24 protein-coding genes and 1 tRNA gene are annotated in these 26065 nt (G+C 40.3%); 11 read left to right on the forward strand and 14 right to left on the reverse strand.

Features of this window, described 5'->3' with window-relative positions:
* Window positions 1–104 precede the first annotated feature (104 nt).
* Entirely contained in the window at window positions 105–1106 is a 1002-nt protein-coding gene (locus CSB87_RS08280; RefSeq protein WP_004711559.1) for an aldo/keto reductase, read from the forward strand.
* Between the two features lie 47 nt (window positions 1107–1153).
* On the opposite strand, the gene CSB87_RS08285 is transcribed toward CSB87_RS08280, so the two are convergent.
* Window positions 1154–1549: a hypothetical protein gene (locus CSB87_RS08285; RefSeq protein WP_031953492.1), complete on the reverse strand. Its 396-nt coding sequence runs from the start codon at window positions 1547–1549 to the stop codon at window positions 1154–1156.
* 25 nt (window positions 1550–1574) lie between these two features.
* Window positions 1575–2318, reverse strand: a complete 744-nt coding sequence (locus CSB87_RS08290; RefSeq protein WP_031953493.1) for a hypothetical protein — start codon at window positions 2316–2318, stop codon at window positions 1575–1577.
* Window positions 2319–2546: 228 nt separating this feature from the next.
* On the opposite strand from CSB87_RS08290, the gene CSB87_RS08295 reads away from it, so the two are divergent.
* The gene (locus CSB87_RS08295) at window positions 2547–3434 is read left to right on the forward strand and encodes a DMT family transporter (RefSeq protein ID WP_106105061.1); all 888 of its coding nucleotides are present in this window, start codon (window positions 2547–2549) and stop codon (window positions 3432–3434) included.
* On the opposite strand, the gene sxtR is transcribed toward CSB87_RS08295, so the two are convergent.
* Window positions 3431–4351, reverse strand: coding sequence for a multidrug efflux pump transcriptional activator SxtR (gene sxtR / locus CSB87_RS08300; RefSeq protein ID WP_031953496.1), 921 nt, complete (start codon window positions 4349–4351; stop codon window positions 3431–3433). The two genes, CSB87_RS08295 and sxtR, sit on opposite strands and share 4 nt — an antisense overlap.
* Before the next feature lie 137 nt (window positions 4352–4488).
* On the opposite strand from sxtR, the gene sxtP reads away from it, so the two are divergent.
* The 3 genes from sxtP (at window position 4489) to CSB87_RS08315 (ending at window position 6270) form a co-directional block, all read left to right on the forward strand.
* Entirely contained in the window at window positions 4489–5733 is a 1245-nt protein-coding gene (sxtP, locus tag CSB87_RS08305; protein WP_031953497.1) for a multidrug efflux MFS transporter SxtP, read from the forward strand.
* A gap of 23 nt (window positions 5734–5756) precedes the next feature.
* The gene (locus CSB87_RS08310; protein WP_002052161.1) at window positions 5757–6083 is read left to right on the forward strand and encodes a gamma-glutamylcyclotransferase family protein; all 327 of its coding nucleotides are present in this window, start codon (window positions 5757–5759) and stop codon (window positions 6081–6083) included.
* 111 nt (window positions 6084–6194) lie between these two features.
* Window positions 6195–6270 (forward strand) — tRNA-Thr (locus tag CSB87_RS08315).
* Window positions 6271–6601: 331 nt separating this feature from the next.
* Here CSB87_RS08315 and CSB87_RS08320 read toward each other — a convergent pair.
* The 4 genes from CSB87_RS08320 to CSB87_RS08335 form a co-directional block, all read right to left on the reverse strand.
* Complete coding sequence (locus CSB87_RS08320; protein ID WP_002052170.1) at window positions 6602–7027, reverse strand: GFA family protein; 426 nt, start codon at window positions 7025–7027, stop codon at window positions 6602–6604.
* 8 nt (window positions 7028–7035) lie between these two features.
* On the reverse strand, window positions 7036–7863 hold the full coding sequence (locus CSB87_RS08325) for an SAM-dependent methyltransferase (RefSeq protein ID WP_031953498.1): 828 nt from the start codon (window positions 7861–7863) through the stop codon (window positions 7036–7038).
* A 4-nt stretch (window positions 7864–7867) separates the two neighbouring features.
* Window positions 7868–9166 carry an NAD(P)/FAD-dependent oxidoreductase gene (locus tag CSB87_RS08330; RefSeq protein ID WP_002052191.1) on the reverse strand — a complete coding sequence of 433 codons (1299 nt, stop codon included), beginning with the start codon at window positions 9164–9166 and terminating at the stop codon, window positions 7868–7870.
* A 439-nt stretch (window positions 9167–9605) separates the two neighbouring features.
* The gene (locus CSB87_RS08335) at window positions 9606–10478 is read right to left on the reverse strand and encodes a pirin family protein (protein WP_002052147.1); all 873 of its coding nucleotides are present in this window, start codon (window positions 10476–10478) and stop codon (window positions 9606–9608) included.
* Window positions 10479–10753: 275 nt separating this feature from the next.
* Here CSB87_RS08335 and ycaC point away from each other — a divergent pair, with 275 nt between their 5' ends.
* Both ycaC and CSB87_RS08345 read left to right on the forward strand, forming a co-directional pair.
* Window positions 10754–11380 carry an isochorismate family cysteine hydrolase YcaC gene (ycaC, locus tag CSB87_RS08340; RefSeq protein ID WP_031953499.1) on the forward strand — a complete coding sequence of 209 codons (627 nt, stop codon included), beginning with the start codon at window positions 10754–10756 and terminating at the stop codon, window positions 11378–11380.
* Between the two features lie 20 nt (window positions 11381–11400).
* Window positions 11401–12375, forward strand: coding sequence for a LysR substrate-binding domain-containing protein (locus CSB87_RS08345; RefSeq protein ID WP_022576040.1), 975 nt, complete (start codon window positions 11401–11403; stop codon window positions 12373–12375).
* Between the two features lie 104 nt (window positions 12376–12479).
* On the opposite strand, the gene CSB87_RS08350 is transcribed toward CSB87_RS08345, so the two are convergent.
* Together CSB87_RS08350 and gabT are read right to left on the reverse strand one after the other, a co-directional pair.
* On the reverse strand, window positions 12480–13928 hold the full coding sequence (locus tag CSB87_RS08350; protein WP_002052182.1) for an NAD-dependent succinate-semialdehyde dehydrogenase: 1449 nt from the start codon (window positions 13926–13928) through the stop codon (window positions 12480–12482).
* A complete protein-coding gene (gene gabT / locus CSB87_RS08355; RefSeq protein ID WP_004884860.1) occupies window positions 13925–15217 on the reverse strand; it encodes a 4-aminobutyrate--2-oxoglutarate transaminase in 1293 nt (430 codons plus the stop codon). The genes CSB87_RS08350 and gabT overlap by 4 nt, the downstream gene beginning before the upstream one ends.
* A 156-nt stretch (window positions 15218–15373) precedes the next feature.
* Between gabT and CSB87_RS08360 the strand changes: the two genes are divergently transcribed.
* Window positions 15374–16873: a PLP-dependent aminotransferase family protein gene (locus CSB87_RS08360; RefSeq protein WP_031953500.1), complete on the forward strand. Its 1500-nt coding sequence runs from the start codon at window positions 15374–15376 to the stop codon at window positions 16871–16873.
* Between the two features lie 61 nt (window positions 16874–16934).
* On the opposite strand, the gene CSB87_RS08365 is transcribed toward CSB87_RS08360, so the two are convergent.
* The gene (locus CSB87_RS08365) at window positions 16935–18377 is read right to left on the reverse strand and encodes an amino acid permease (protein WP_004711533.1); all 1443 of its coding nucleotides are present in this window, start codon (window positions 18375–18377) and stop codon (window positions 16935–16937) included.
* Between the two features lie 305 nt (window positions 18378–18682).
* Complete coding sequence (locus CSB87_RS08370; RefSeq protein ID WP_031953501.1) at window positions 18683–19231, reverse strand: helix-turn-helix domain-containing protein; 549 nt, start codon at window positions 19229–19231, stop codon at window positions 18683–18685.
* Between the two features lie 68 nt (window positions 19232–19299).
* Between CSB87_RS08370 and CSB87_RS08375 the strand changes: the two genes are divergently transcribed.
* Window positions 19300–19995, forward strand: a complete 696-nt coding sequence (locus CSB87_RS08375; protein WP_031953502.1) for an AzlC family ABC transporter permease — start codon at window positions 19300–19302, stop codon at window positions 19993–19995.
* Window positions 19992–20315, forward strand: a complete 324-nt coding sequence (locus tag CSB87_RS08380) for an AzlD domain-containing protein (RefSeq protein ID WP_031953503.1) — start codon at window positions 19992–19994, stop codon at window positions 20313–20315. Before CSB87_RS08375 ends, CSB87_RS08380 begins: the two co-directional genes overlap by 4 nt.
* A 40-nt stretch (window positions 20316–20355) precedes the next feature.
* Here CSB87_RS08380 and ssb read toward each other — a convergent pair whose 3' ends face one another.
* On the reverse strand, window positions 20356–20931 hold the full coding sequence (ssb, locus tag CSB87_RS08385; RefSeq protein WP_029776704.1) for a single-stranded DNA-binding protein: 576 nt from the start codon (window positions 20929–20931) through the stop codon (window positions 20356–20358).
* An 846-nt stretch (window positions 20932–21777) separates the two neighbouring features.
* Here ssb and CSB87_RS08395 point away from each other — a divergent pair.
* Window positions 21778–21996, forward strand: a complete 219-nt coding sequence (locus CSB87_RS08395) for a helix-turn-helix domain-containing protein (RefSeq protein ID WP_002059957.1) — start codon at window positions 21778–21780, stop codon at window positions 21994–21996.
* A 45-nt stretch (window positions 21997–22041) separates the two neighbouring features.
* On the opposite strand, the gene CSB87_RS08400 is transcribed toward CSB87_RS08395, so the two are convergent.
* Together CSB87_RS08400 and CSB87_RS08405 are read right to left on the reverse strand one after the other, a co-directional pair.
* On the reverse strand, window positions 22042–22782 hold the full coding sequence (locus CSB87_RS08400) for a M48 family metallopeptidase (RefSeq protein ID WP_025467365.1): 741 nt from the start codon (window positions 22780–22782) through the stop codon (window positions 22042–22044).
* A 1-nt stretch (window position 22783) separates the two neighbouring features.
* On the reverse strand, window positions 22784–26065 hold the full coding sequence (locus tag CSB87_RS08405; RefSeq protein ID WP_002059945.1) for a type I restriction endonuclease subunit R: 3282 nt from the start codon (window positions 26063–26065) through the stop codon (window positions 22784–22786).

The raw sequence follows: 26065 nt of genomic DNA on the forward strand, positions 1-26065 counted from the left end.
TTGTTTGAATTTTATAATTATTGGTTTGAATGTTATACGTCAGTTTGAGCCAAAGCATTTTATAGTTTTTCTACTCAAGTGATTTTGCAAAAAGAGTGTGAAAAATGAAATATAGAACTTTAGGACAAACAGGCGAAAAAGTATCAGCACTTGGTTTAGGTTGCATGGGAATGAGCTTTGCCTATGGTGCCTCAGACGACACACAAAGCATTGCCACTCTAGAAAAAGCATTAGACCTCGGCATTAACTTTTGGGATACCGCCGACATGTACGGCAACGGCGCAAACGAAGTTTTGCTCTCAAAAGTTTTAGAAAAAAACCGCGACAAAGTGTTCTTGGCGACCAAATTTGGCTTTCGTTATAAAGAAGACAACCTTAACCCACAAAACTCTTTAGAGTCTTATATCGACGGCTCTCCTGAGTGGATTAAAGTTGCGGTCGAAAACAGCTTAAGACGCTTAAATACAGACGTAATTGATTTGTATTATGCGCACCGCATAGACCCAAATGTTCCGGTTGAAGACACCATTGGCGCAATGGCTGACTTGGTCAAACAAGGTAAAGTTCGTTATTTAGGACTTAGTGAAGCTTCGGCTGAAACCATTCGTAAAGCACATGCAATTCATCCGATTGCAGCGGTTCAACATGAATACTCGCTACTTACTCGTGAGTTTGAGCAAACCCATTTACAGACCATTCGCGAGTTAGGTATTAGCCTTGTGCCGTATTCACCACTTTCGCGTGGTTTAATCACCAATACACTTGATGTGGGCAGCCTAGACGAAAACGATTTCCGTCGCCAGTTACCACGCTACCAAGGCGATAACTGGAAAAACAACCAGAGCTTGGCGCAAGCATTTAGCGAGTTTGCCCAAAGCAAAAATGCAACAGCAGCTCAACTGGCTTTGGCTTGGATTTTGGCGCAAGGTGACGACATTATTCCAATTCCGGGTACGCGTAAAATCGAGCGACTTGTAGAAAATGCTGGCGCTGTAGACCTTCATTTAACAGCAGCAGATTTGGCAGAAATTGAAGCGATTATTGCGAGATATCCAAATATGGGCGCACGCTATAACGCTCAGCAACTTGCTGCGGTGAATCACTAAAGTATAAGTCATAAAAAAAGTCCGACTCAGTGTCGGACTTTTTTAGTTTAGTCTTTGCTATATGTGCCTTGTTGGCGTCCACCCTGCCAGACTGCATCTAAGGATTTATCCGAAATAGTTAGGCTTTCAGGAAAAATACTTAAATCCTTTTTAAATTTGGCTTCTGGTTTTAAACCAATACACTCACCGTTTTTCCACCATGTGCCTTCGGCATATTGGTCTAACGCGCCCACTGCAAGCATCCATTTAAACTTGCCATCTGGTTGAAGTAAAAGTTCCGAACCGACTTCCATCACGCCATGTAAATAATAGTGCCCACTCCACGCCTGATCGGCTTTTTGGAATTTCACTTCTTTACATAATGTATTTGCTACATCTGCATACACCTGAGCAGACAAAATAACCGTCGAAAGAAGTAGTAAACGTGCAAATATATTTTTCATTATTTAGTTCCTAGAGTTTTTAAGATTATTTTCCAGACTCAACTTTTAAATACGTTCCATCCGCATAAACGTTATGTCCAAAGCCGCAGCCTGAGTTGCCCTCGTTTTGTTTAACTTGAATGTAATTGCCTAATTTCGCATTGGTTTTAAAATCAAGCTGAATACGGCAGTCTTCGTCTTTATAAATAGTTTGTTTGGCATTGGTCTGCATTTTGGTGTCAAACTCACCCATATTTGGGCCATAAATTAAGCTTCTTATGCCCATATAAACACCCGAATAGCCAATGGCATACTGGCCCTGCTTACGACTTACCGTAATGTGATCCCACTCACCAAAACCAGAGTAACGCACATACTCACCCGACAGGTCATTTGAGGTTTTAGGTGCTGGCAATTGCTGAAGGTTAAACAGGCTTGATTTTGATTTTTCATCGAGCATAAACCATGCTCTTGCCCAAAGTGGCTGACCCAATTTGGCATAGGCCAAGCCTACGTTATTGTTAGCAACTTCAATATCACGGTCGGTAAATTTTACTGTAGTTTCATCTTCATTGGCTTTACAAAAAGCAGTCCAAGAGGCTTGGTTATGAAAGTTTTCGAGCGCTTTTTTATATTGTTTTTGGTCGTAGTTTTTCTTACCTAAACTTGCGTATTGCTTCACTTTATTACAGCCTTGTTGTAATTCTTGTTCATAAGAAAACTCAGCATGAGTCACTGCTAAAGCTGAAAGTGTAAGAACCGCGCAACCTGTAATAATCGATTTAATCATTTTTAAAATTCTTTAATAATTAACTAATTATATAATATGAGTTAGCGCTATAAATCACAATTATTTGAAACAAAAGTCTATGAGAAGTGTTTAGTTTTTTATAAAACTGGTTAAATTCACACAGAATAAACTACTGTAAATATTCAACCTTAACTGGTTATTTTAATTGAATATTCATCCAAAAAATCATGTAGACTGCATGCGTAAAATTTAGGAAGAATTATAAGAGTGAATAATTTAATTATTGGAACCCTATTTGCACTGTGTGCAGCGGCTTTAAATGCGTCGATTGGTGTAATTAGTAAATTACTCATGCACAGTGGTTTAAACCCACAAGACATTGCCTTTTTAAAAACCATTATCGCCTTTTTCTTTTTAAGTGTTTTTTTATTTAAAGTACCTGTCAGCCAAAAGATTGCGTACATTAGCAGCACACCAAGTAAACTCAGTGTTTTTACTCAAATTGCCATATGTGCTTTTTTAGGGATTTTCTCTTTATTCTTTTTTGAAACCATTGCCTATAACCACGGTGCTGCCGCCAATGTCGTGGTGGTACTCATGGCTTCGGCTGCCATCTCTGCCCTATTTTTTGGTCGGTTCATTTTAAAAGAAAGCATCTATATTCACTCTCTTGTTGGAACATTATTGGCGGTTGCGGGTATTAGCATCATTTCGTGGAAAGGTGAAAATAGCCTTTTAATGCTGATTAATGCTTCTATTGCCGGTACGGGTTATGGCCTATTTTCAGTTTTAGTTAAAAAGTTCAAATTAAACGGCGGGCTGTTTCTGACTAAATACTTACTGCTGTTTGGCAGCATTTATTTTGCCGTTCCGTTTTTAATCAACTTGCATAGTATTCATTTTAATACTGACATTGTTTTAGGTTTGATTAGTTTAGCGGTTCTGCCAACCATACTCGGCTTTTTCTGCACCACCAAAGCGTTGTCTTATATGAGTGCAGCAAAGGTACAAGTGACCGAACTTTCCGAACCTATTTTTGCAGCGCTCATGGCTTGGGTTTTCATTCATGAGCAGCCGACCTTATCGTTTTTATATGGTGCGATTTTTATTATTTCAGGCATCTTTTTAATGAATAAAGCACCGAAATCAAACTAGCCAATTTCATCAATTTCGTTGGCGTGGTGGCAAGCCACTTGCACCACACTGGCAAAGTTAATCGCCATTTGTGAAGGGGCATGTTTCTTATAGGCAAGCCCTAAACCTACCGTAGGTATGGGTGCTTTCAAAGAGCGATAAGCCACACCCTGTATTTGCAATTGTTTGGTCGACTCTGGCACCAAAGACACGCCTAAGTTTGCAGACACCAACGATAAAATTGACACAATTTGCGGAGCGTTTTGTCCAATTTTTGGTTCAAAGCCGCGCTCATGGCAGGCCTGTTTAATCGCATCAAAAAGACCTGCACTCACTGAAGGTGGCGAGACAATAAAATCAAGCTCTCGCAGCGCGGTTAAATCAATTTCTTGTGTTGAATCATCGAGACTCAAAGACTCGGAAGGTAAAGCAGCAATAAGTGGCTCTGCTAATAATTCTTGAAGAATGAGGCTATCTGGAATGTTGCGGGGTGAGCGAATAATTGCCACATCTAAACGGTCTTCAAGCAATAGGTCGATGAGCAGTAAGGTATTGGCTTCTTCAAGCTTTAAATCTACTTTCGGATATTGCTGCTGAAAATAGCGAACACATTTAGGAATGAGAGGGTTCAGCATTGAAGTACCTGTAAAACCTAATCGCAATTGGCCGACTTCGCCATTTGCCACTTGTTTAACAAGGTTTGCTGCATCTTCTACACGCTGCTGTACTGGCTGAATTGCATTTAAAAAGGCAAGCCCCGCTTCGGTCAGCTCCACCCCATGAGGCGAACGAATAAATAAATCTGCGCCTAATTCTTCTTCTAAGTCGCGGATTTGCATGCTTAAAGGCGGCTGGCTCATGTTTAAGCGCTGCGCAGCTTTGGTAAAGTTTTTTTCTTCTGCTACTGCCAAAAAGTAGCGTATATGCCTAAGTTCCATTGTTATATATAAAACATATCATGACCTATTGTTAAATATATTAGAAAAATACCCTCTAAATTGCTAATTTTAATTCATCGAATTTTCTCGATGCAGCATGCCCAAAGCACTGCTCTTTTTTCTGTCATGGTCATGATATGAACTCTTCATCTACACCCAGTACATTAAACCCTGAGGCAACGTCTGTTCTTTCCCGCGAGTGGATTCACAAAGGGACTAAAGCCTATAAACACGCAGGTTTCGCTTTGTTCCTTGTAGGTTTTGCCAGTTTCTCACTGATTTATTGTGTACAGCCGTTGTTGCCTGCATTTAGCCAAAGCTTCCAGATTAGTCCTGCGAGTAGCTCTTTGGCACTATCATTAACGACTGCCTTTTTAGCAATTTCGATTGTACTATCGAGTGCCTTTTCACAAGCGATTGGCCGTCGCGGTGTAATCTTTACGTCCATGCTGTGTGCAGCAATTTTAAATATTGTCTCGATGTTTACACCGAACTGGCATAGTTTGCTGATGGCACGTGCGTTAGAAGGTTTATTACTCGGTGGTGTACCCGCAGTAACGATGGCTTGGATTGCCGAAGAAATTGCACCTGAGCACTTGGGTAAAACCATGGGGTTATATATTGCAGGTACGGCCTTTGGCGGCATGATGGGCCGTGTCGGTATGGGTATTTTGGTTGAATATTTTTCATGGCGCACAGCTTTAGGTTTACTTGGGGCAATCTGTTTTATTTGCTCAATTGCCTTTTTAAACTTACTGCCTGCTTCGCGTAATTTTGTGCAGAAAAAAGGACTGAATTTAGGCTTTCACATGCAAATGTGGCGCGCTCATTTAAGCAATACTAAATTATTACGCCTGTTTGCGATTGGGTTCTTGCTCACCAGTGTTTTTGTCACTTTGTTTAACTATGCGACCTTCCGCTTAAGCGGCGCGCCTTACTCACTGAGCCAAACACAAATTAGCCTTATTTTCTTGTCGTATAGCTTCGGTATGGTGTCTTCATCGTTGGCAGGTAGCTTAGCCGATCGCTTCGGTAAAAAAACCATGATGATGAGTGGCTTTGCGCTCATGATTGTGGGTAGCCTCATGACGCTACTTAGCTCGCTTTTTGGCATTATTATTGGGATTGCCTTTATTACCACAGGCTTCTTTATTACCCACTCACTCACCAGTAGTTCGGTGGGTGCTGAAAGCAAACAAGCGAAAGCTCATGCGAGTTCTCTGTATTTACTTTTTTACTATATGGGTTCAAGTATTGTCGGTTCAGCAGGTGGTTGGTTCTGGTTACACGGCGGTTGGAATGCGATTGTCGGTTTAACCGTTGTATTATCATTACTTGGGATATTTTTGGTTGTTTATACCGCATACGCAAAAGCGCATTAATTGATACATGAAAGGAAAATCACATGTCGAGTTTATTTGTTTATGGCACTTTAGGCCCTGGTCGCCCTAATGCGCATATACTTGAAAATATTGGCGGCCAGTGGGCAGAAGGTTGGGTAAACGGAACCCTACGTCATGAAGGTTGGGGAGCAGATTTAGGCTATCCGGGAATTGTACTCGATGATAGTGCTAACCAAGTGCAAGGTTTTGTTTTTAGCTCGGAACATCTAGATGCAAACTGGAAATTACTGGATGACTTTGAAGGCGAAGAGTACGAAAGAGTACCTGTTCGCGTCACTTTAAATAGTGGTGAACATGTTGATTCTTTTATTTATATGTTGAAGCCTTAGGCCATTTTTAAAGCTCAAACGCATAAGCGCTTAAAAATTGATAGAAAAAATCCAAATGCTCATTTTTTGGCTTGTATTTTTTTTAAGAAACTGTAAAATTCACTCCACATCGCCGGCATAGCTCAGTTGGTAGAGCAACTGACTTGTAATCAGTAGGTCCACAGTTCGAATCCGTGTGCCGGCACCATCATTAAACCTCATGAATATTTGATTTATGGGGTTTTTTGTTGTTTGTAGGTTTTGAAATATAGCTTTTAGCTGTGTTGCCTTAGACGAAAAAGAGATTCGTTAATAAGAAATGAAAAAAGCCCAACTTCCTGTTGGGCTTTTTTCGTATTTCGTTACTAGGTATACATCCTCTAATACCTCACGTCCTGATGCTTAAACTTATTATTGTTGTTTTACGTTTTGGAACTTCCTGTTCCTGATGAGTTCATCATAGGTAATTCGCGAGGTCATAGAAAGACGTCAATTTCCTGAATGGATGTAGGAAAAAGCGTACGAGCTTGTCAGAACAGCTACCCTTCTTTCTTCTTCTCTATCATTTTTTCAAAGTGTTTAAGGTTTGGGTTCAACATGTCCCAAGCATAGGCCTGACTCACAAAAACCTCCGCTTTAGGGTGATAGAGACTTGGGTCATCCAAAGTACCTGCGCGTATTGAAATCATTTCAGGAACAAGTTCAGGTAAACCAAAAAGCTGAGAACCACAAGTCGGGCAAAAAGCTCTTTTAATCGGACGGCCAGAAGAACCAACGGTCTCAAAATATTTAAGTTCACCAGTTATTTTCAATTCAGATTGGTGAAAAAAAGCGATGGGCGCATAGGCTGAACCTGTGGCTTTTTGGCAATCTCGACAATGGCAATTAAAACTATAACGTGGCTCTGCATCGCTTTGATAGCTTACAGCTCCACATAAACATGATCCTTGATATTTAACTGACATGGCACATCCTATTTTTTTATTGCTGTTATTTGAATATAACGGACATATCCATATTGATAGAGTTGTTGGCACAACTTTGCAGTCATTTGAATTTTAAACTTTGCCAACCCTCGACTATGGCTTTGTCCTTGTTGATTTCGAATATATTGTGAAAAACCTAATAATACCTGTTCTGACAAATCTTCGATTTTAATATCTGTAAAACCTTGTTGTTCCAAGGTAGTTTTCAGTATGTCTTCGGTTGGCACAGCATCCCAAGTGACATCGGCTGCCTTAAGTAAATAACGGTGCTTTTGTTCTTGAAAGGCTGTCATGTTCTCACATGAGTTAGCACGCATTAAGTAATGAAAACCTAATCGTCCTTTTGAATTTAAAACTGGCGTAACCGAATCAAGAAATGAATTTAAATGACTGTGATAAGCCGCATCAATACAGAGCACCACATCGAAAGGTTGTTTGAATTTAAATTGTTTTAAATTTAAAAATGAACCACAGAAAATCTGGCTTATTTCAGGAATAAGTTTTTGAATTTTATTAATACACGAGGCCTGTAGTTCGACTGCACTCAGGCTTTTGGGGTGATAGTACTGTAACCAGTGCAACAAACTTGCGCCCTGCCCACAGCCTAAATCAAGTAAATGATCTTTTGAATTTAAATTGACAGCTTGAGCCAAATGGTCAGCCAATTGGCGACAAGCTTCACGGTAGGTTCGGGTATTTTTCCAAAAACCCAAATTTGTCCAAGCAAGCTCTTCACTATCCCCCAAACTTGATGCATCAATTACATATTTATGGGGAATAAAGCGAGAAAGAGCTGCTCGAACTTTTGCTTTCACAATTTTAGTAACCGAGTTCTGGGGCAACTTCAACCTTAGGCTTTAATCCTACAAATGGTAAAGGTGCACCTAAGATTTCAGCAATATGCATTGCTGAAGTCACTGCTGACTCTAAAATTGGCAAACCATCACATGACCATGAACCACAGTAGAATACTTTACGGTTTGGTTCTAAGTGACGTTGCTGTAGCTCTTTGTTTAAAGCAATGGTTTGTGAGTCTACAACTGCACGCGTTAAGGTCACTTTTGAAATGATTTTTTTAGGGTCAATATCAGTCACTGGACGCCAAGTCTGGAATACAGGATTTTTACCCACAAGCGATGGCTCTACCGCGTTCATCCAAACCGTAAACTGCTGACGAGTAAACTTACGGTCCATCATATAGCTCAGCACTGACCAGTCTTTACGGCGTGGCGGCATCACTGTTGCGTCTGTATGAATAACCAAGTCACCTTGTTCAAAGCGGAACTGTTTAAGCAGATTCATATCTTCTGCAAACTGTTCAGGATTTAAGAACTCTTCAAGTTTAGATGTTGGTGTCGCCACAATAACGCGGTCAAATGTACCTTGGTCACCTTTCTCATTTTCGACCAGAACCTTTTCACCTTGTAGCTCAACTTTTTTAATTGCCGAACCGCTATGGATATCAATGCCTTTAATTAAGCTGTCTACAAACGCAGGTGTACCTCCTTTCATACGTAAGAGCATGTCACCATCAGTTAAATGACGCAAAAACTCAAGAAGGTTTTTCGCAGGCCAGTCACCAATTGTTTTTGGGTTACATGTACAAATGGTATAAAGCACCGGCATTACTACACCATGCCAGAATACTTCTTCAATATCGTTCTGATTAATAAATTCAGCGAGAGTAATATCTTGATTTTTAGATTTGAAAAACTGGTGAATCGCAGTTTTTAATTGCAACATCCCTTTAACAAGACGCCAGCCATATTGCTGAATGCCTTTACGGTTATTGATAATCGGGAAATTACCAATACGACTACGAGATGTGGTTAACCATGTTTCAGTACGATCTTCAAATAACCAGCTACAAGACATGTAGGTACGTACCGGAAAGGTTTTAATACCCAAGTGTGCAGCAAGGCTGAGTGTGTTTTTCCATAGATGAGGGTTCATCACGCGCAATGGTGCATCAATAATCCCACCATCGAACTCAATGCTATGACTGTCCATTCCCCGGCCAGGAAGTGCTTCAAATATCGTGATTGTATGTCCTGCATCTTTCAGGATTCTTGCTGCTGCAAGTCCTGCCATTCCACTGCCAATAATTGCGATATCCAAAATGATGTCCCATTTTTCGAGAATTTTTTTGATTATCACTCATACCCTAAAAAAACACCGTATTAAAAACTACCAGATTTTTATTTTTTGCATCAATTTATATAGAAGAATTTTAACGACGCAGTGGAGCTATCGTTCATAAAATTTTACAAAAGAGGATGACTGTATAAAAATCTATATTTTTTAAAAATTTAAAAAAATTCTTTTAAATAAAATGAGATAATTTAACTGTATTTATATCATTCGTTTTACAAGCAATCCTTTTTGCGGTATCATGATGACATAATAATGAGAACTAAATCACACAAAACAATGCCGACACAATAATGATATCCATCATAAAAACAGAAACTTTACAGCGAAAAAGCCCGCTATTCACACTTGATAGCGGGCTTTTTATTACTTTGCTTTAAAGGAACATTAAGCACAATTTAGCAATTTATGCTTCTTGCATGATAGAGCCGAATTTTCCACGATTAAAATCATCAATCGCTTCCATAATCTCGGCTTTGGTATTCATGACAAATGGACCATAACCTTCAATTGGCTCATTGAGTGGTTGACCAGTCAACACTAAGAATTTAGTGTCTTCTTCAGCATTTAAGCTAAACTCAACTCCCTCACGAGATAAAATCGCAACGGTTTTACCTTCAAGACGGTTTGTATCATTAATAACAACCGCACCCTCTAATATCACCACAAGTGTGGTATGCCCTTCAGGCACATAAAGGGTATGTTTTTGGCCTTTGACCAATTTACCATCCCATACGTTTAATGGACTAAACGTCGTTGCTGCACCTTTTGCATCTGCATATTCACCTGCAATCACACGCAAATGGCTACCGTGCTCGTCTAGCGCAATGTCTGGAATATCTTTGGCTTCAATCGCTTGATATTTTCCAGGGGTCATTTTTGAATGTGAAGGTAAATTTACCCACAATTGCACCATTTCAAACAATCCGCCATGCTCTGCAAATTCAGGAGAATGGAACTCTTCGTGTAACACTCCTGCACCCGCAGTCATCCATTGCACGTCACCGGTTTTAATGGTTCCACCACCACCACTTGAGTCTTTATGTGTCACTTCACCTTGGTAGGCAATCGTCACGGTTTCGAAGCCACGATGAGGATGTGACCCTACACCTTGTTGTTCGGTGGTTGGTGAGAAGTTATAAGGCGCTGCATAATCCAGTAACAAAAATGGGCTTAGGGTTTGGCCTAAACGGTCATAAGAGAACAGGTTATATACAGGGAAACCATCACCAACCCAATGCATGTGGTTATTTTGATATGCACCAAGAAATTTCTTCATCTGATCTCTCCTATATATGTAGGATTTTCTTGAACTGAGAGTAATTTTACGCCTCAATAATTGCAGTTTATAGATCAGGATTAGCAACACATTATTTCATATATGAGACAATCATAAAGTTTGCGGGATTCTTTAAAAGATCGTCCTATTTTTAAAATTCTTAATCCTATTTTTTAGACTTAATCACGACAATAAACTCAACTAGCATAATTTTAGGCACGAATGACCTACTTAATAATTTTGATTATTTATTTTGATAACATGAGGATATAAAAATGGCTCAAGATTACGCACGTTTAGACAAGGATAATGCTGCGGTTCTTTTAGTTGACCACCAAGCAGGTTTACTTTCTTTAGTTCGAGATATCGATCCTGATAAATTTAAAAATAACGTTTTAGCGCTTGCAGATGCAGCAAAATATTTTAACTTACCGACGATTTTAACGACCAGTTTTGAAAATGGTCCAAACGGTCCTTTAGTTCCAGAACTAAAAGAACTTTTTCCAGATGCACCATTTATTCCACGTCCTGGTCAAATTAATGCATGGGACAATGAAGACTTCGTAAAAGCAGTTAAAGCAACAGGTAAAAAACAGCTAATTATTGCAGGTGTGGTGACCGAAGTTTGTGTGGCATTCCCTGCACTATCTGCACTCGCAGAAGGCTTCGAAGTGTTTGTGATTACTGATGCTTCTGGTACTTTCAATGAATTAACCCGTGATGCTGCTTGGGACCGTATGTCAAAAGCAGGTGCTCAGCTGATGACTTGGTTTGGTATGGCATGTGAGTTACACCGTGACTGGCGTAATGATGTAGAAGGCTTAGGTGCTCTCTTCTCAAATCATATTCCTGATTACCGCAACCTAATGACAAGCTATAGCTTTAATACATCGCAAAAATAAGCAGAATTGCTAAGATTAGAGTGCTTAAGCGCTCTAATCTTAAATTTAAATGGATTGATCTGACATTGATAAGCTCTTTTGATGATTTTTATTATTTCTATTTAGTCGTAAAACACGGCGGCTTTAGTGCGGCCAGTGAAGCCGAAAATATAAGTAAATCCAAACTCAGCCGACGCATTATTGACCTTGAAAATAAATTTAATGTCAGCCTGATTCAAAGAACAACCCGCCATTTTAAAGTGACCGATTTAGGCCAAGAATTTTATGAAGAATGCTGCAAAGTTATTGCTCAAGTTGAATGTGCAGAAAACGTGTTATTAAAGCAAAAAAGTGAGCCTCAAGGTTTGGTAAAAGTCAGCTGCCCACCTTTAATGATGCATTTTCAAATTAGAAAAATTTTAAATCAGTTTTTAAAAACCTACCCTAAAGTTGAAATATCGCTTGAGCTAACGAGCCGCCGAGTTGATATCTTGCATGATGACATCGACCTTGCGATTCGGACCAATTTCGAACCGAATGAAGATTCGAATTTAATTGTTCGTGATGTGATTAAAACCGATCACTGCCTGGTGGCTTCGCCTGAATTACTACAAGGTCGAACCATTGAACATTATTCTGAATTACAAGACTTTCCAAGTATTAGCTTAGGTACTCAAAAGCAAAATTATATTTGGCATTTATGCAATATTCGAAATGGTGAATCGGTTGATGTACCTTATCAACCACGAATCAAAAGTAATGATTTGGCTGGTGTTTATTATTCTGTGATGGATGGTTTAGGCATTGCTGACCTTCCCTTTTTAACCGTTGAATCAGAAATTCGTAAAGGCACACTGGTTCATATTCTTCCTGACTGGAAGTCGAATATTGGCATGCTACAACTGGTTTATGTGTCCCGAAAAGGACAACGTCTGGTGGTCGAAAAACTCATTGAAACGCTAATTGAAGAACTCAGACGTTTACCTGAAAGCCATGAAGGGTATTTGCCAACTTAAATAAAAAAACCGGTCATGAATGGGCATGACCGGTTTTTTGTGAAACATCACATACAGCATAGCTGCATGTTTTCGTTCAGAACAAAACGAACTTGTTTTGTTCCTTACTCAGATAAGTCTACGCAGAGATATTTCATTTCGACATATTCTTCGATGCCGAATTTTGAACCTTCACGGCCTAGACCTGACTGTTTTACGCCACCAAACGGAGCAACTTCGTTTGAAATCGCGCCCGTGTTAATGCCGACCATACCGTACTCAAGTGCCTCACCCACGCGCCATTGACGAGCTGTGCTTTGAGTAAATAAATAAGCAGCTAAACCGAACTCGGTATCGTTTGCCATTGCCACTGCTTCATCTTCAGTTTTAAAGCGGAACAGTGGTGCAAGCGGACCAAAAGTTTCTTCTTTAGACACTTTCATGTCTTGTGTTACGCCAGTTAACACAGTCGGTTCAAAGAATGTACCGCCAAGTGCCGAGCGCTGACCACCGATACGAACTGTTGCACCTTTCTCAGTTGCATCTGCAATATGAGACTGAACTTTTGCAACTGCATCTTCATCAATTAAAGGGCCTTGAGTTGAACCTTCTTGACGTCCGTCACCTACTTTAAGCTTAGACACAGCTTCAACCAAACGCTCTGCTAACGCATCATAAATACCGTCTTGAACATAAATACGGTTAGCACATACACAGGTTTGACCGCTGTTACGATATTTACTTGCCATAATGCCCTGAACTGCTTGTTCGAGGTTAGCATCGTCAAATACCACAACTGGTGCATTACCACCGAGTTCAAGCGAAAGTTTCTTAATGGTTGGCGCACATTGTTGCATCAAGATACGGCCAACTTGTGTTGAACCTGTAAAGCTTAACTTACGAACAATATCGCTTTCGCATAGGGTTTTACCGACTTCAACCGCATCACCACTAATGTTAATTAAAACATCGGCTGGTAAGCCTGCCTGTAAAGCCAATACTTCAAGTGCATAAGCGGTTAACGGCGTTTGTTCTGCTGGTTTAACCAACATAGAACAGCCCGCAGCAATCGCTGGACCTGCTTTACGCGTAATCATGGCAGCCGGGAAGTTCCACGGCGTAATGGCAGCGGTAACACCAATTGCTTGTTTAATTACGAGCAGACGTTGATTTGGTTGAGTAGGTGTTAACACCTCCCCATCAATACGGCGCGCTTGCTCGGCAAACCAGCGAATAAATGAAGCTGCATAACCAATTTCACCACGTGCTTCTGCTAATGGCTTACCTTGCTCAGCCGTTAAAATCTGTGCCAGATTTTCTTTGTGCTCAAGCATGAGGTTGTACCATGCCAATAGCACATCAGCACGAGCCAAGGCAGTTTGCTTTTTCCAAGCAGCCTGCGCTTTTGCTGAACGGTTAATTGCGGCTTCAACCCCTGCACGGTCATAGGTTTTTACCCATGCCAAAGTTTCACCTGTAGCAGCATCATTCACCTCGATATAGTCATTTGATGCAGGTGCTTCTAATGAAATATCAGGATGTTTTAATAAATACTGCAAATTATTTTGAATCATGCAGATTGCTCCATTGCTTTTGCACTACCTGCTTTTAGTGTCGCAAAACCTTGTTTCAAGATATCAAGACCTTGACGGAATTGCTCAGCAGGAATGGTTAATGGATATAAGAAACGAATTACATTACCGTATTTACCACAAGTAAGAAGTAACAACCCGTTTTCCATTGCATAGTTTTGTACAACTTTTGCTTGTTCAGCCGTTTCAAGTTCTACTGCAACCATTGAACCTAATGCACGAATATCAGTGACCACGTCGCCTGTTGCTTGTTGAATATCTTTAAGCGTAGCAACTAACTCGGCGCCTAACTCATTTGCACGGTCGCATAGGTTTTCTTCTTCAATCGCGTCAATCACGGCATGTGCAGCTGCAACTGCAATTGGGCTACCTGCATAAGTACCGCCTAGACCACCTGGGTTTGGTGCATCCATGACTTCTGCACGGCCCACAACACCCGAAATAGGGAAACCACCGCCCAAGCTTTTTGCCATCGTGATGAGGTCTGCTTTAGTTTCATAATGGTTCATCGCAAACAATTTACCAGTACGCGCAAAACCAGATTGAACTTCATCAGCAACAAGTAAAATACCGTGCTTGTCACAAATTGCGCGTAAACGTTTTAAGAACTCGGCTGGCACAACATTAAAACCGCCCTCACCTTGTACTGGCTCAAGTACAATTGCTGCAACATCATGTGGCGCAATATCTTCACTGAAAATATCTTCAACGCTTTCAATTGCCGCATCTACTGAAATACCTTTAGCAGGCACAGGGTAACGTGCGTGAAACACACCCGCTGGCATTACACCAAAGTCACGTTTGTAAGGCGCAGTTTTACCTGTCATTGCCATAGTCATAAATGAACGGCCGTGGAAACCATTACCAAAGGTAATAATGCCGTGACGACCTGTGTAAGAGCGAGCAATCTTTACTGCATTTTCAACTGCTTCTGCACCTGTAGTGAAAAAAGCTGCCTTCGCAGGACCCGCAATTGGCGCGCGTTCATTAATACGTTCAGCTAGAGCCACATAGCTTTCATAAGGCGTAACTTGATAAGCAGTATGCGTAAATTTAGTGAGTTGTTCAGTCACCGCTGCAATTACTTTAGGGTGGCGATGGCCTGTATTTAAAACCGCGATACCACCAGCAAAGTCGATAAATTGGTTGCCTTCCTTGTCCCAGAGCGTGGCATTTTCAGCTTTTTCCGCATACCACTGACACATCACGCCTACACCACGTGGAGTTGCTTGCTGTTTACGTGCGTTAAGTGCAGAATGTTGATTATCCATTTGATTCCCTCATATTTTCATCATCAGTTGCAGCTTTGGTTTCTTGCATCCTGTGCTTAATTTTCAGGGTGCTTTACAACGACTGCCTATGCATGTAATTTCGCTCGTCTGACGCCAACTGACGAGAGCCACTTTTTAACTGTAGGAGAGAGCCAATTGCGTAGTTTACTTGGAGATCATTTGCTGCAACGACTCCAACAGGACACTGAAGGGAAACTACATCAACGCCTTTTCCGTTGCCTGCGTGGTGCCATTATTGATGGAGTCATCCAGCCGAAGACTCGTCTACCTGCATCACGCGACTTAGCCAGTGAAATTCATGTTTCAAGAAATACGGTGCTGAGCGCCTACGAACAACTACAGGCTGAAGGCTACTTAGAAGCGCGGACAGGACATGGCACTTGGGTTGCCGAAAAGTTACCAGAGAGTTTTTTAAATACACAAAATAAGAAAAAAGTAGTTTCTAGTCCAAGTGTTCAAAGTTCTTATGCCCTCTCGCAGCGTGGTTCAAACTTATTAGGCTATGCTGCGGCCTCGCCACATCAATGGGGCGCTTTTGTTCCGGGAGCACCCGATGTTACCGAGTTCCCTCATCATATTTTTAGCCGTATTCAAGCACGTTTAAGCCGCGAACCGGACATTAACCGCCTGATTTATAGCAACGCTGGTGGCTGTATAGAGCTTCGAAGTGCGTTGGCAGATTACTTACGTGTTGCGCGTTCAGTTCAGTGCGATGCAGACCAGATTATTATCACCGAAGGCATTCATCAAGCGATTGATTTAGTCTCACGTGCACTGAGTGATATGGGAGATAAAGTCTGGATTGAAGATCCCGCTTATTGGGGAATGCGTAATACATTACGAATTAATGGCCTCGATATTCAGCCCATGCCTGTCGATGCTGAAGGTATTATTCCTGAAGAAAATCCGGCAAAGCCGCCTAAACTCATTTTTGTCACCCCTTCACACCAATATCCGCTTGGTTCTCATTTAAGCCTTGATCGACGCAGACAATTGATTCAAATCGCACGTCAGCACAATAGCTGGATTGTAGAAGATGACTATGACAGTGAGTTCCGTTTCTCGGGTCAGCCTTATCCATCTTTGCAAGGCTTAGAAAATAACGCACCTGTTTTATATATGGGCACGTTTAGTAAAACCATTTATCCATCTTTAAGAATTGGATATTTGGTCGTCCCTAAGCCGCTATTTTCACCGCTACGTATTGTCGCAGCCGAGCTTTACCGTGGTGGGCATTTGCTTGAGCAAAAGGCTCTCGCTGAATTTATTCGTGAAGGCCATTATGAAGCGCATATTCGCCGTATGCGCCTGCTCTATGGTAAACGCCGTGACTACTTGGTGAGTTTAATTCAACGCTACCTTGGCCCCGAATTTATTCATGAATATGACGAAGCAGCAGGGTTACATCTGGTTTTAAAACTGCCGAACACTTGTGATGATGTCGCGATTGCGGCGACTGCGCTTGAACGTGGCGTTAAAGTTCGTCCACTTTCACAATACTACATGCAGTCGCATGCACATGCCGAACGTGGACTGCTCATGGGCTTTGCCTGTGTAAATGAAAAAGACATGGTGATGGCTTTTGGTGTCTTGCTACAATGCTTACGTGAAGCAGGCGTACCTACGCTGAATTGATCTTTTTATCTGAGTAAATAAAAAAAGAGCCTCATTGTGAGGCTCTTTTGGTTTAAAAATTCTAAACTAATTTTTCTTCATGGCTATGAGTTAAATGTGTCGCTCTACGCTCTTTACCCCAACCTAGCTTTTCAGACAACAATCCGAAGAACACAATAATGCCGAATAGCGCTGTAGTGTAAATCACTTCTTTAAAATAAGTACCTTCAATCAGCATGGTGAGAATTGCACCAATAATTGCAAAGATTACCAGGTAAGTTAAGTAAGGGAACATCCACATTTTAAAGTCAATTTTCACGCCTTCAGCTTCTAATTTTTTACGCATACGAAGCTGAGAATAAGCAATGGTTAAGTACACATATAGTGTTGCCGCGCCTGTTGTTAGCATGAAAAAGTCATACACATCCATACTCTTGGTTGCAGTTAAAATCACGGCAATTACAGAGAAGAAGCATGACACAATCACGCCCACCCACGGACTACTTTTACTGTTTACAGAACCAAAACTTTTCGGTGCATCACCACGTTTAGACAACGAGAATAACATTCGTGAACATGTGTAAAGCGCCGAGTTAAAACAACTACATACCGACGTTAACACTACAAAATTTACGATATGGCGCGCGCCCGGAATACCAAGAGCAGACAACGTAACGCTATAAGTACCCCAAGTTGAATCTTTCAAAAGTTCATTGTTGTGAGGAATGAGGCATACCGCAACGAACATTGATCCAACGTAGAATAAAATAATTCGCCAAACCACAGAGTTTGAAGCTTTACGAATTTCTTTAGATGGATTTGCCGACTCTGCTGCTGCTACAGTCACAATTTCAGCGCCAATATAGGCGAACATCACCCCAAGCAAGGCGGTAATCACTGATGAACCGCCATTTGGCATAAAGCCTTGAGAAGTTAAGTTACTAATACCAGATGCAGCCGGATTGCCCCAAGGCCATAAATGCATGATCGCTAAGCTACCAATCACAAGGAAAACAACAATCGCGATAACTTTGATGAGTGCAAACCAGAACTCGAATTCACCATAGTTCTTGACGTTTTGTAAATTAACAGCAACCAGTGCACCAATCACCACGGTCATATAGACCCAGATCGGTATAAACGGGAACCAGTTGTTTAAAATTTTTCCTGCTACATAAGCTTCCCAGCCCATGAGCATTGCCAGCGTACACCAGTACAACCAACCAATTGAAAACCCTGCCCATCGGCCAATCGCACGATCCGCATAAGTTGAAAAAGAGCCACTGTCGGGATTTAAAACGGCCATCTCGCCTAACATACGCATGATGAACCAAACGAGTAAACCACCTAAAGCATAAGTTAGAAAAACCACCGGACCGGTGTTGTAAATAATACTGCCTGAGCCAACAAAGAGAGAGCCACCAATAACCCCAGCAATCGAGATCATGGTTAAGTGGCGTGATTTAAGTCCATGTTTTAAACTTTGGGAGTGATTGGCTTCAGAACCATTTTGATGAGCTGCCATATCATTTTCCTTAATATATGGAGGATATCGGCTAGTCTCGGAAATCCTCCGAAGCCAAAAAATATCCCCTAAAAATTTAGCCGTTCTGCTCAACTCCTAAAACAGAAAATTCACTGAGCTTATCCGGCGCTTCCGTATGCATACTTCCAATGGCTTTAATTTGTCGTTTCAGCTCTCAAGAAACGAGAGCCATTTTTGTAATAAAAGAGAGAGCCAATTGCAAAATTTATACGCAAAATTGGCCCTTTTTGTATTAAATGAGGCTAAATGGCTTTTAATTTTTTTTTTAAGCAGTTTGAAATACTTTAGTTTTGTTCAGAAATTAATAACGCTTTTGTGCCTGTTTCCAAGGCTCTAAATATATGCTTTTGATCGGCTGGATAACAAATATAGTCTCCAACACCCAGCTCAACCGCTTCATCAATTAATCCCACCAAAGCTTTACCTTCAACCACAATAATATGTTCTACAGAACCGACCGGATGTGGTTCTGAAAGTCGATCTTCACCCGGTTCAACAATCAATAAATACACATCTCGGCGCGCATGGGGTGGACAGGTCGCCAACAAAATTGCTTTGTAATTAGCAATCTCCGAACTCACCGTTGGTCCATCGCCACAGCGAATGACTTGCACTTGATTGCTCGGTTCTTCTATTAAACGTGCAAATGGAATATTGAGTGCAACACAAAGTGCCCACAAGGTTTCAATACTTGGATTACCTTGCCCTGCCTCTAATTGAGAAAGTGTAGATTTGGCAACCCCTGCACGGCGCGCAACCTCTGCTAATGAAAGCCCTGCTCTTTGACGTTCACGCGCTAAACCTTTGGCAATAATTTCAATTGGCTGAGACATTCACCACACCCGTTCTATAAAAAAAACGATCGTTCGTTTTGACAAAACAATCAGATTTATTCATTATAATGGAAAATCGTTCATTATATCATGCTATGTCTACATACTCTCTGATTAAAAAACTTAGCAAAGACACTACTCGCTCGATTTTCTTTGTGTGTCTAGCAACCAGCGTGGTTGGTATGTCTTTAGGTTCACTCGCTGCAAGTTATGGCTTAGCACTCTGGATTCCACTTTGCCTGTCCGTATTTGTGCTCGCAGGAACTGCTGAATTTATCTTTATTGGATTCTTGGCGGTAGGTGGTAGTCCAATTGCGGCTGCAATTGCAGGACTACTCGTCAATTTAAGACATCTACCTTTTGGCATTGCGGTCAATGAACTAATCCGAGGCAAATTCTCTCAGTATTTTGGGTCTCACATCATGAACGATGAAAGCGTTTTATTTGGCATGGCACAACCTGACTTCGAGACAAAAAAAGCTGCTTATTGGTTGTGTGGTATAGGCATTATGCTGACTTGGCCACTGGGTGTCACTGCAGGTTATTTTATTGGGAGTGCTATTCCAGAGCCAAAAACATTTGGTTTAGATGCCATTTTTCCTGCCATTTTAATTGCTCTTACTTTTAATGCTTTAAAGAATAAATCGACTCGAAACGCTGCATTTGCCGGATCAACTTTAGCACTGATGACTACACCTTTTTTAGCCTCAGGGCTTCCAATTCTGATTTCGCTTTTTGGCTTAATATGGGGTAGAAAGAAATGAGTCAACAGTTACTTATTATTTTAGGTATAACTCTACTTGCACTTGGAACGTATGGTATTCGTTTTGCCGGCTTTCACTTAGGCGCCAAGTTTTCGTTTTCTGAAAAATACCAAGTTTTACTCTCAAATGGCGCAACCGTTTTGCTCTGTGCCATTGCGGTGACCACTACATTTTTTGAAGGCCAACATTTCGCAGGTTTCGCGCGTATACTTGGGGTGGCACTAGCACTGTTCTTGGTTTGGAAAAAAGTTCCGCTTTTATTGGTGATTTGTTTGGCCTCTGTTGGCACGGCACTTCTACGTTTGCTGGGAATTGAATAATAAAAAAGGCGAGATAAACTCGCCTTTTTTGAAACTTTAATTAGAACGGTAAATCGTCGTCTAAATCAGCTGGTGCAGACGCTGGTTGTTGCGGCGCTTTAGGAGCAAATCCACCACCTTGCGGGCTATTGCCACCATTACCGAAACCACCTTGGCCACCATAACCACCGCCATTGTTTTGACCGTAGCCGCCACCTTGGTTGTTATTTTGATAACCGCCACCTTGTTGAGGTGCGTTAAAACGTGGTTGGTTAAAATCATTACCGCCAGCGAAACCTTGTTCACCTTGTTGACGAGCATCTAACATTTGCATCTGGTCGCCACGGATTTCTGTAGTGTAACGTTCCTGACCATTTTGGTCTGTCCACTGACGCGTACGTAATGAACCTTCGATATAAACCTTAGAACCTTTACGTAAAAACTGCTGAGCAATTTCCCCTAAACGGTTATGCAAAACAATACGGTGCCATTCTGTTTGTTCTTTACGTTCACCTGACGTTTTATCGGTCCAAACTTCACTTGTCGCGATTGAAAACTGGGTTAACGAGCCCCCATTTGGAAAAGTTTTTGTTTCAGGATCACGACCCAAAGTACCAACCAAAATAACATTGCTCATATTAGTTTTACTATAGGTTGCAGTATCCATATGTTTTTTAAAAATATTTTTTCAATATTTAACAAATAATACTATAACAAAAAAAAATTGCTTCCATCTACACTAAATTTAACCTATCTTTTTTTAAATTAAGGTGTTCATCATCTGTATAAGTTCATTCGAATTACTATTCCGCAATACTTATTTTATATACAGTTGAATTAGGATCAGATGTAAAGATATTTAAGGATATTATTGTTCTTGATTTATTCAGCCGCAGCTCTATTGAAATTTATAAGACTAGCCTGCTCCTATTGAGCTTCTAATAAATTCCTCAAAGCTTTTAGCTCATAGCTTAAAAGGTGAATTTCTGATTCTTTTTGATCTATAAATCGATTAATCAGTTCAGAGCACTTAGGAAATTTTATAAGATACTTTTTATATTTGCTTAACTCCTGAAATAAATCGGATATATTCTCATTTACACGTGTATATTCCATCGAAAGGCAATTCTCAACCTCTAAAGATTTCAATTGGGTAATTAAATCGCAAATATCTTTTTTTGAATAATTAGATGAATATTTGTACGTACAATTACTAGTATCCATTAATATCAAGTTTTGACTTACTAACTCCCTAAAAATAATATAGATTTTTGAATAAAATCTTTTAGGCTCATATTCAGGAGAATATTTTATAAATTCTGCTCGAATCTTTTTAAACTCAGAATTAAAGAATGTTTAATTTGATAAAAAGTCTAGGAAACTAAACTTAAGTTGATGATTTATATTCATATCTAAACAACATCTCCAAAACCTAAATATCCCATTTTGGGATATTTAAAAGAATAGTACAACATGTCGAGCTATGAGCTCAATACATGATCCTCGCTATAAACAGCTAATTGATAAACTTATTCGAATACGTGAGTTAAAAGAAGTTACTCAGGTAGAGCTTGCCTCACGCTTAAAAAAGCCACAGTCATATGTAGCAAAAATAGAGAATTTGGATCGAAGAATCGATATTCTTGAATTAATGGATTGGCTAGAGTGCTTAAATTCTAATATTGATGAGTTCCTTAAATAAATTAGAGAACCTTTCTTAACTCTTGTCGAAAAACAAAAATCTTAATCAATTTATTAACTTATTCGCCATCATATCTAATTGATTTTTTATTTTCGCCCAATCAGGCATAACTTGATTCAATAGTTGGTAGAAACGCTCACTATGATTATGTTCAACCAAATGACAAAGTTCATGCAGAATCACATAATCAATGCAGATTGTAGGCGCTTTAACTAGATGAGGATTGAGCGTAAGTACACCTGATGGGGAGCAGTTTCCCCACTGTGTTCGCATGGTCATCAAACGAATATCAGGGTAATTTTCAACCCATAAAGCTTGTTCTAGAATATGTTGCAAACGTGCTTCGAATATGACTTTTGCTCGGGTTCTATACCATTCATTTAAATAAGATTTAATACTTTCAAGACCCATATCCAAGGTGTTTACTTCCAATCTTCCTCTCAGAAGTTTTACACCTTTTGGCTTGGTATCATCATGAATCACTTTCAATTGATATTGTTTACCCAAATAAAAGTGGCTTTCACCACTTTTATATTGGCGAGGCGTGATAAATCTGCTTTGCTCACGGAACTCTCGTAATTGTTTATAGATCCAACGACTACGCTGCTTTACAGCTTCAATGATTGTTTTATCATCTGCATTTAACGGTGCCGATACAACTACCCGACAATCAGCATAGACTTTAATCAGTATCTTTTCAGTACGGCTAGGACTTTCAAGCACCTCAAAATCAACAACTTCACCACCATAAATGATGCTTAACTTTTTCTCATCTAGCATATTCATCCTAGAGCCCATTTAAACCGACCCGAGTAATTTGTACGATCATTTCCACAATTTTTTTGGCTTGATCCATACCACTCCCAATGGTTTTACATTCACGGAACATCTGCGGTAATAGTTTTTTACGGATATCTGCTTCAATATTTTGTGGATTAATTGAGTTTTCAGCTACAGAACTCATCACAGAACGATCAACCTCAAAAGCGAGTTGAATCCACTTATCTTGATTCTGTTGATCTGTTATCGAGAATGCTTCAGGTAATAGTTTCTTAAATACACCATAATAAGCTTGAGCATGCTTATTATCACTGAACACATCAGGGATTTCATCTAAACGACGTGCCTCAACTTGTTCTTCAAACTCTCTAAACAGCATGTGTTGCTTCAATGGATGATCAAACTCTTTCTCTGCTTCTTCAATGACTTGACGTAACAGCTTAGAGAAAGCCTCCTGAGCATAGGGATCATCACGCAATTGCTGTTCAATCATCTTGGTTACACGAGTTTTGATGATATCCGTTTCGTTACGTGTTTTCTCTTCACTCCAATCTTCAGGTTGCGCCACTTTGCCCATCTTGCCGACTTCATAGACTCCATCAGGGTCTTTTACCTCAATACCCACAACATGTTTATCAAGAAGTTTTTTGACTTGCTCAGCATACTGATCATAGTCAATAGTCTCTCCAGCATCTCGTTTCACAATCTGACGCAAGCTTGTAAATAGTTTGACTGTTTCTTTGTAGTGCTGACGATCTGCATCAGAAAAGCTTTTATCTTCAAAGAAGGTTGCTGACTGCAATGCAACTTTTAAACAACTGGCAAATTCTGTAAGTGCTTCATAAAAATCATCACGAACTTTTAAGTGAATATCGACTAACTCACCCTCACGTTCTTCAATGCGTGGGACTAAAACTTGGCGCAACTGCTCTGGATCATTTTTATTTTTTACACCATCAAAAATCGCCCATAGCGCTTTATACAAACGAGGTAAACGTTTGTATTCAGAGCTCATTTGCGTATACAAGCCTGTAAGATCATTGATATCATAGCCACCTTGGGTACGAGCAGCGAGATCTTGGTAATCAAGAATTGTGGAATCTAATTCTTTTAAAATACCTCGATAGTCAATCAATAAACCAAACTTTTTCATTGGATGAAGTCGGTTTACACGCGCAATTGCTTGGATCAGATTGTGCTGTTTTAAATTTTTATCAATATAAAGAACAGCATTTTTAGGTTCATCAAAACCTGTTAAGAGCTTATCCACCACTATCAGCAATTTAAGCGAATCATCTTTTTCAAAACGCTCAATTACTTGTTTGGTATAAGTTTGCTCATCCTGAGTGCCGACATTGTCTTTCCACCATTGGGTCACTTCAGGGGTAGTCGATTCATCAACATCAGTATTTCCTTCACGACTATCAGGTGGGCTCATCACCACAGCAGACTCAAACAAGCCTGCTTCATCCAAGTACTTTTTATACTTAATCGCTGAAGCCTTGCTATCGCAAGCAAGCTGTCCTTTTAAACCATCATCAATATTTTTCACAAAGTGATTGGCAATATCTAACGCAATCAGGCGAATACGATCATCCGCAGTATAAATTTCACCTTTTCTCGCAAATTTACGTTTTAAATCTGCTTTTTGCTGATCATTTAAACCTTCTGTTATCCGTTCAAACCACGTATCAATCGCTCGTTCATTGACATCTAAATCAGGAATTCGTTCTTCATAGAGCAAAGGCGTTACGGTTTTATCTTCTACCGCTCTTTGCATGGTATAGGCATGGACAATAGGACCAAACTTGTTAACGGTCTTTTCATCTTTAAGCAATGGTGTACCTGTAAATGCCACGAATGCCGCATTTGGCAGTGCGAGTTTCATACGCACATGGTTTTCACCACCTTGGCTTCGATGCCCTTCATCAATCAAGACAATGAAGTCAGAACTTGTGTTAACACATTCAGGAAGTTTGGTTGCAGAGTTAAATTTCTGAATCAAAGAGAACATGATTCGCTCTGTACCCTTACCAATTTGTTCAGCCAAGCGTTTGCCTGAAGTCGCCATAGCGTTTTGCTTGTCTCTTTTCCCTGTCAGTTCGCCACCAGAAACAAAGGTTTTACTAAGTTGATCTTCTAAATCAACACGGTCAGTAACAACCAAGATACGGCATTGTTTTAAAGCCTCATGCAAGATCAAAGCTTTACTAAGAAAGACCATGGTAAAAGATTTACCTGAGCCCGTTGTATGCCAAATCACACCACCTTCACGACCACCCTTGCTATTCTTAGTACTAATACGCTCAATGAGTCGTTTAATACCAAAAATTTGCTGATATCGAGCAACAATTTTTCCTGCTTTCTTATCGAAAAGCGTATATAGGCGAACAATTTCGAGTAGTCGTTCAGGCTTTAATAGACTAATCAGCAGTTGATCTTGACCTGTAACAGCTAAGTCTCCACCTGAAATTAGATTTTCATACCAAGTTAAGTCATCAACTGGACGATAAGAAAATTGGCTGTGTTTTTGTGAAGCAGTTAATTTCTTATTTTTAAGTGCATACATCTCTGCATCAGAAATATCTTCTTCTCGCCATGCAGCCCAAAATTTTGCAGGGGTATTACATGTGCCGTAACGCCCTTCATGTCCATTTATAGAAAGTAGTAGTTGGCTATAGGCAAACAGATGTGGAATTTCATCAGGACGTTGATTACGAAGTGTCTGGGAAATACCTTCATTAATCGTTGGACCTTTCTTAGCCTGACTATCAGGGCGTTTAGCTTCTATCACAACTAGAGGAATACCATTTACAAAGCAAATGATATCGGGTCTACGTGTATCTACACCACCTGAGCGTGTGACAGCAAACTCCTCAGTATATGAAAAATCGTTGTTATCAATATTATGCCAATCAATCAGTGGAATCGTTGGGCTGACCTTCTTTCCATTTACAAATTCAGTTACAGGAATACCGTAGAACAAATGGTTATACATTTTTTCGTTGGCTGTCAGTAGCCCTTCGTTCAAGGCAGGGCTACAGATTTCGGCAATTAAGTTATCAACTGATTTTGGCGATAATGAATATTCTTGACCCGCAAATGGAAAAGTACGCTTAGAGAGCTCTTTACGTAAAATTTGACGCAAGACAACTTGGTCTTGTTTACCATCACGGGCAACAAGTGCCTGTGATGGCGGTAAAAACGACCACCCCAAATTTGTTAACAATGTTAAAGCGGGGATCTTAGCACTGTATTCTTCTTGAAACTTAATTGAGAGACCGTTCAT

Origin of the sequence: Acinetobacter sp. AR_0276 (assembly GCF_003000705.1) — a bacterium.
GTDB classification, from domain to species: Bacteria; Pseudomonadota; Gammaproteobacteria; order Pseudomonadales; family Moraxellaceae; genus Acinetobacter; species Acinetobacter nosocomialis.

Coding starts and splice junctions, on each gene's coding strand:
- CSB87_RS08280 (WP_004711559.1), top strand. CDS start 105: ATGAAATATAGAACTTTAGGACAAACAGGCGAAAAAGTATCAGCACTT.
- CSB87_RS08285 (WP_031953492.1), bottom strand. CDS start 1,549: ATGAAAAATATATTTGCACGTTTACTACTTCTTTCGACGGTTATTTTG.
- CSB87_RS08290 (WP_031953493.1), bottom strand. CDS start 2,318: ATGATTAAATCGATTATTACAGGTTGCGCGGTTCTTACACTTTCAGCT.
- sxtR (WP_031953496.1), bottom strand. CDS start 4,351: ATGGAACTTAGGCATATACGCTACTTTTTGGCAGTAGCAGAAGAAAAA.
- sxtP (WP_031953497.1), top strand. CDS start 4,489: ATGAACTCTTCATCTACACCCAGTACATTAAACCCTGAGGCAACGTCT.
- CSB87_RS08310 (WP_002052161.1), top strand. CDS start 5,757: ATGTCGAGTTTATTTGTTTATGGCACTTTAGGCCCTGGTCGCCCTAAT.
- CSB87_RS08320 (WP_002052170.1), bottom strand. CDS start 7,027: ATGTCAGTTAAATATCAAGGATCATGTTTATGTGGAGCTGTAAGCTAT.
- CSB87_RS08335 (WP_002052147.1), bottom strand. CDS start 10,478: ATGAAGAAATTTCTTGGTGCATATCAAAATAACCACATGCATTGGGTT.
- ycaC (WP_031953499.1), top strand. CDS start 10,754: ATGGCTCAAGATTACGCACGTTTAGACAAGGATAATGCTGCGGTTCTT.
- CSB87_RS08350 (WP_002052182.1), bottom strand. CDS start 13,928: ATGATTCAAAATAATTTGCAGTATTTATTAAAACATCCTGATATTTCA.
- gabT (WP_004884860.1), bottom strand. CDS start 15,217: ATGGATAATCAACATTCTGCACTTAACGCACGTAAACAGCAAGCAACT.
- CSB87_RS08365 (WP_004711533.1), bottom strand. CDS start 18,377: ATGGCAGCTCATCAAAATGGTTCTGAAGCCAATCACTCCCAAAGTTTA.
- CSB87_RS08370 (WP_031953501.1), bottom strand. CDS start 19,231: ATGTCTCAGCCAATTGAAATTATTGCCAAAGGTTTAGCGCGTGAACGT.
- CSB87_RS08375 (WP_031953502.1), top strand. CDS start 19,300: ATGGAAAATCGTTCATTATATCATGCTATGTCTACATACTCTCTGATT.
- CSB87_RS08380 (WP_031953503.1), top strand. CDS start 19,992: ATGAGTCAACAGTTACTTATTATTTTAGGTATAACTCTACTTGCACTT.
- ssb (WP_029776704.1), bottom strand. CDS start 20,931: ATGAGCAATGTTATTTTGGTTGGTACTTTGGGTCGTGATCCTGAAACA.
- CSB87_RS08395 (WP_002059957.1), top strand. CDS start 21,778: ATGAGCTCAATACATGATCCTCGCTATAAACAGCTAATTGATAAACTT.
- CSB87_RS08400 (WP_025467365.1), bottom strand. CDS start 22,782: ATGAATATGCTAGATGAGAAAAAGTTAAGCATCATTTATGGTGGTGAA.
- CSB87_RS08405 (WP_002059945.1), bottom strand. CDS start 26,065: ATGAACGGTCTCTCAATTAAGTTTCAAGAAGAATACAGTGCTAAGATC.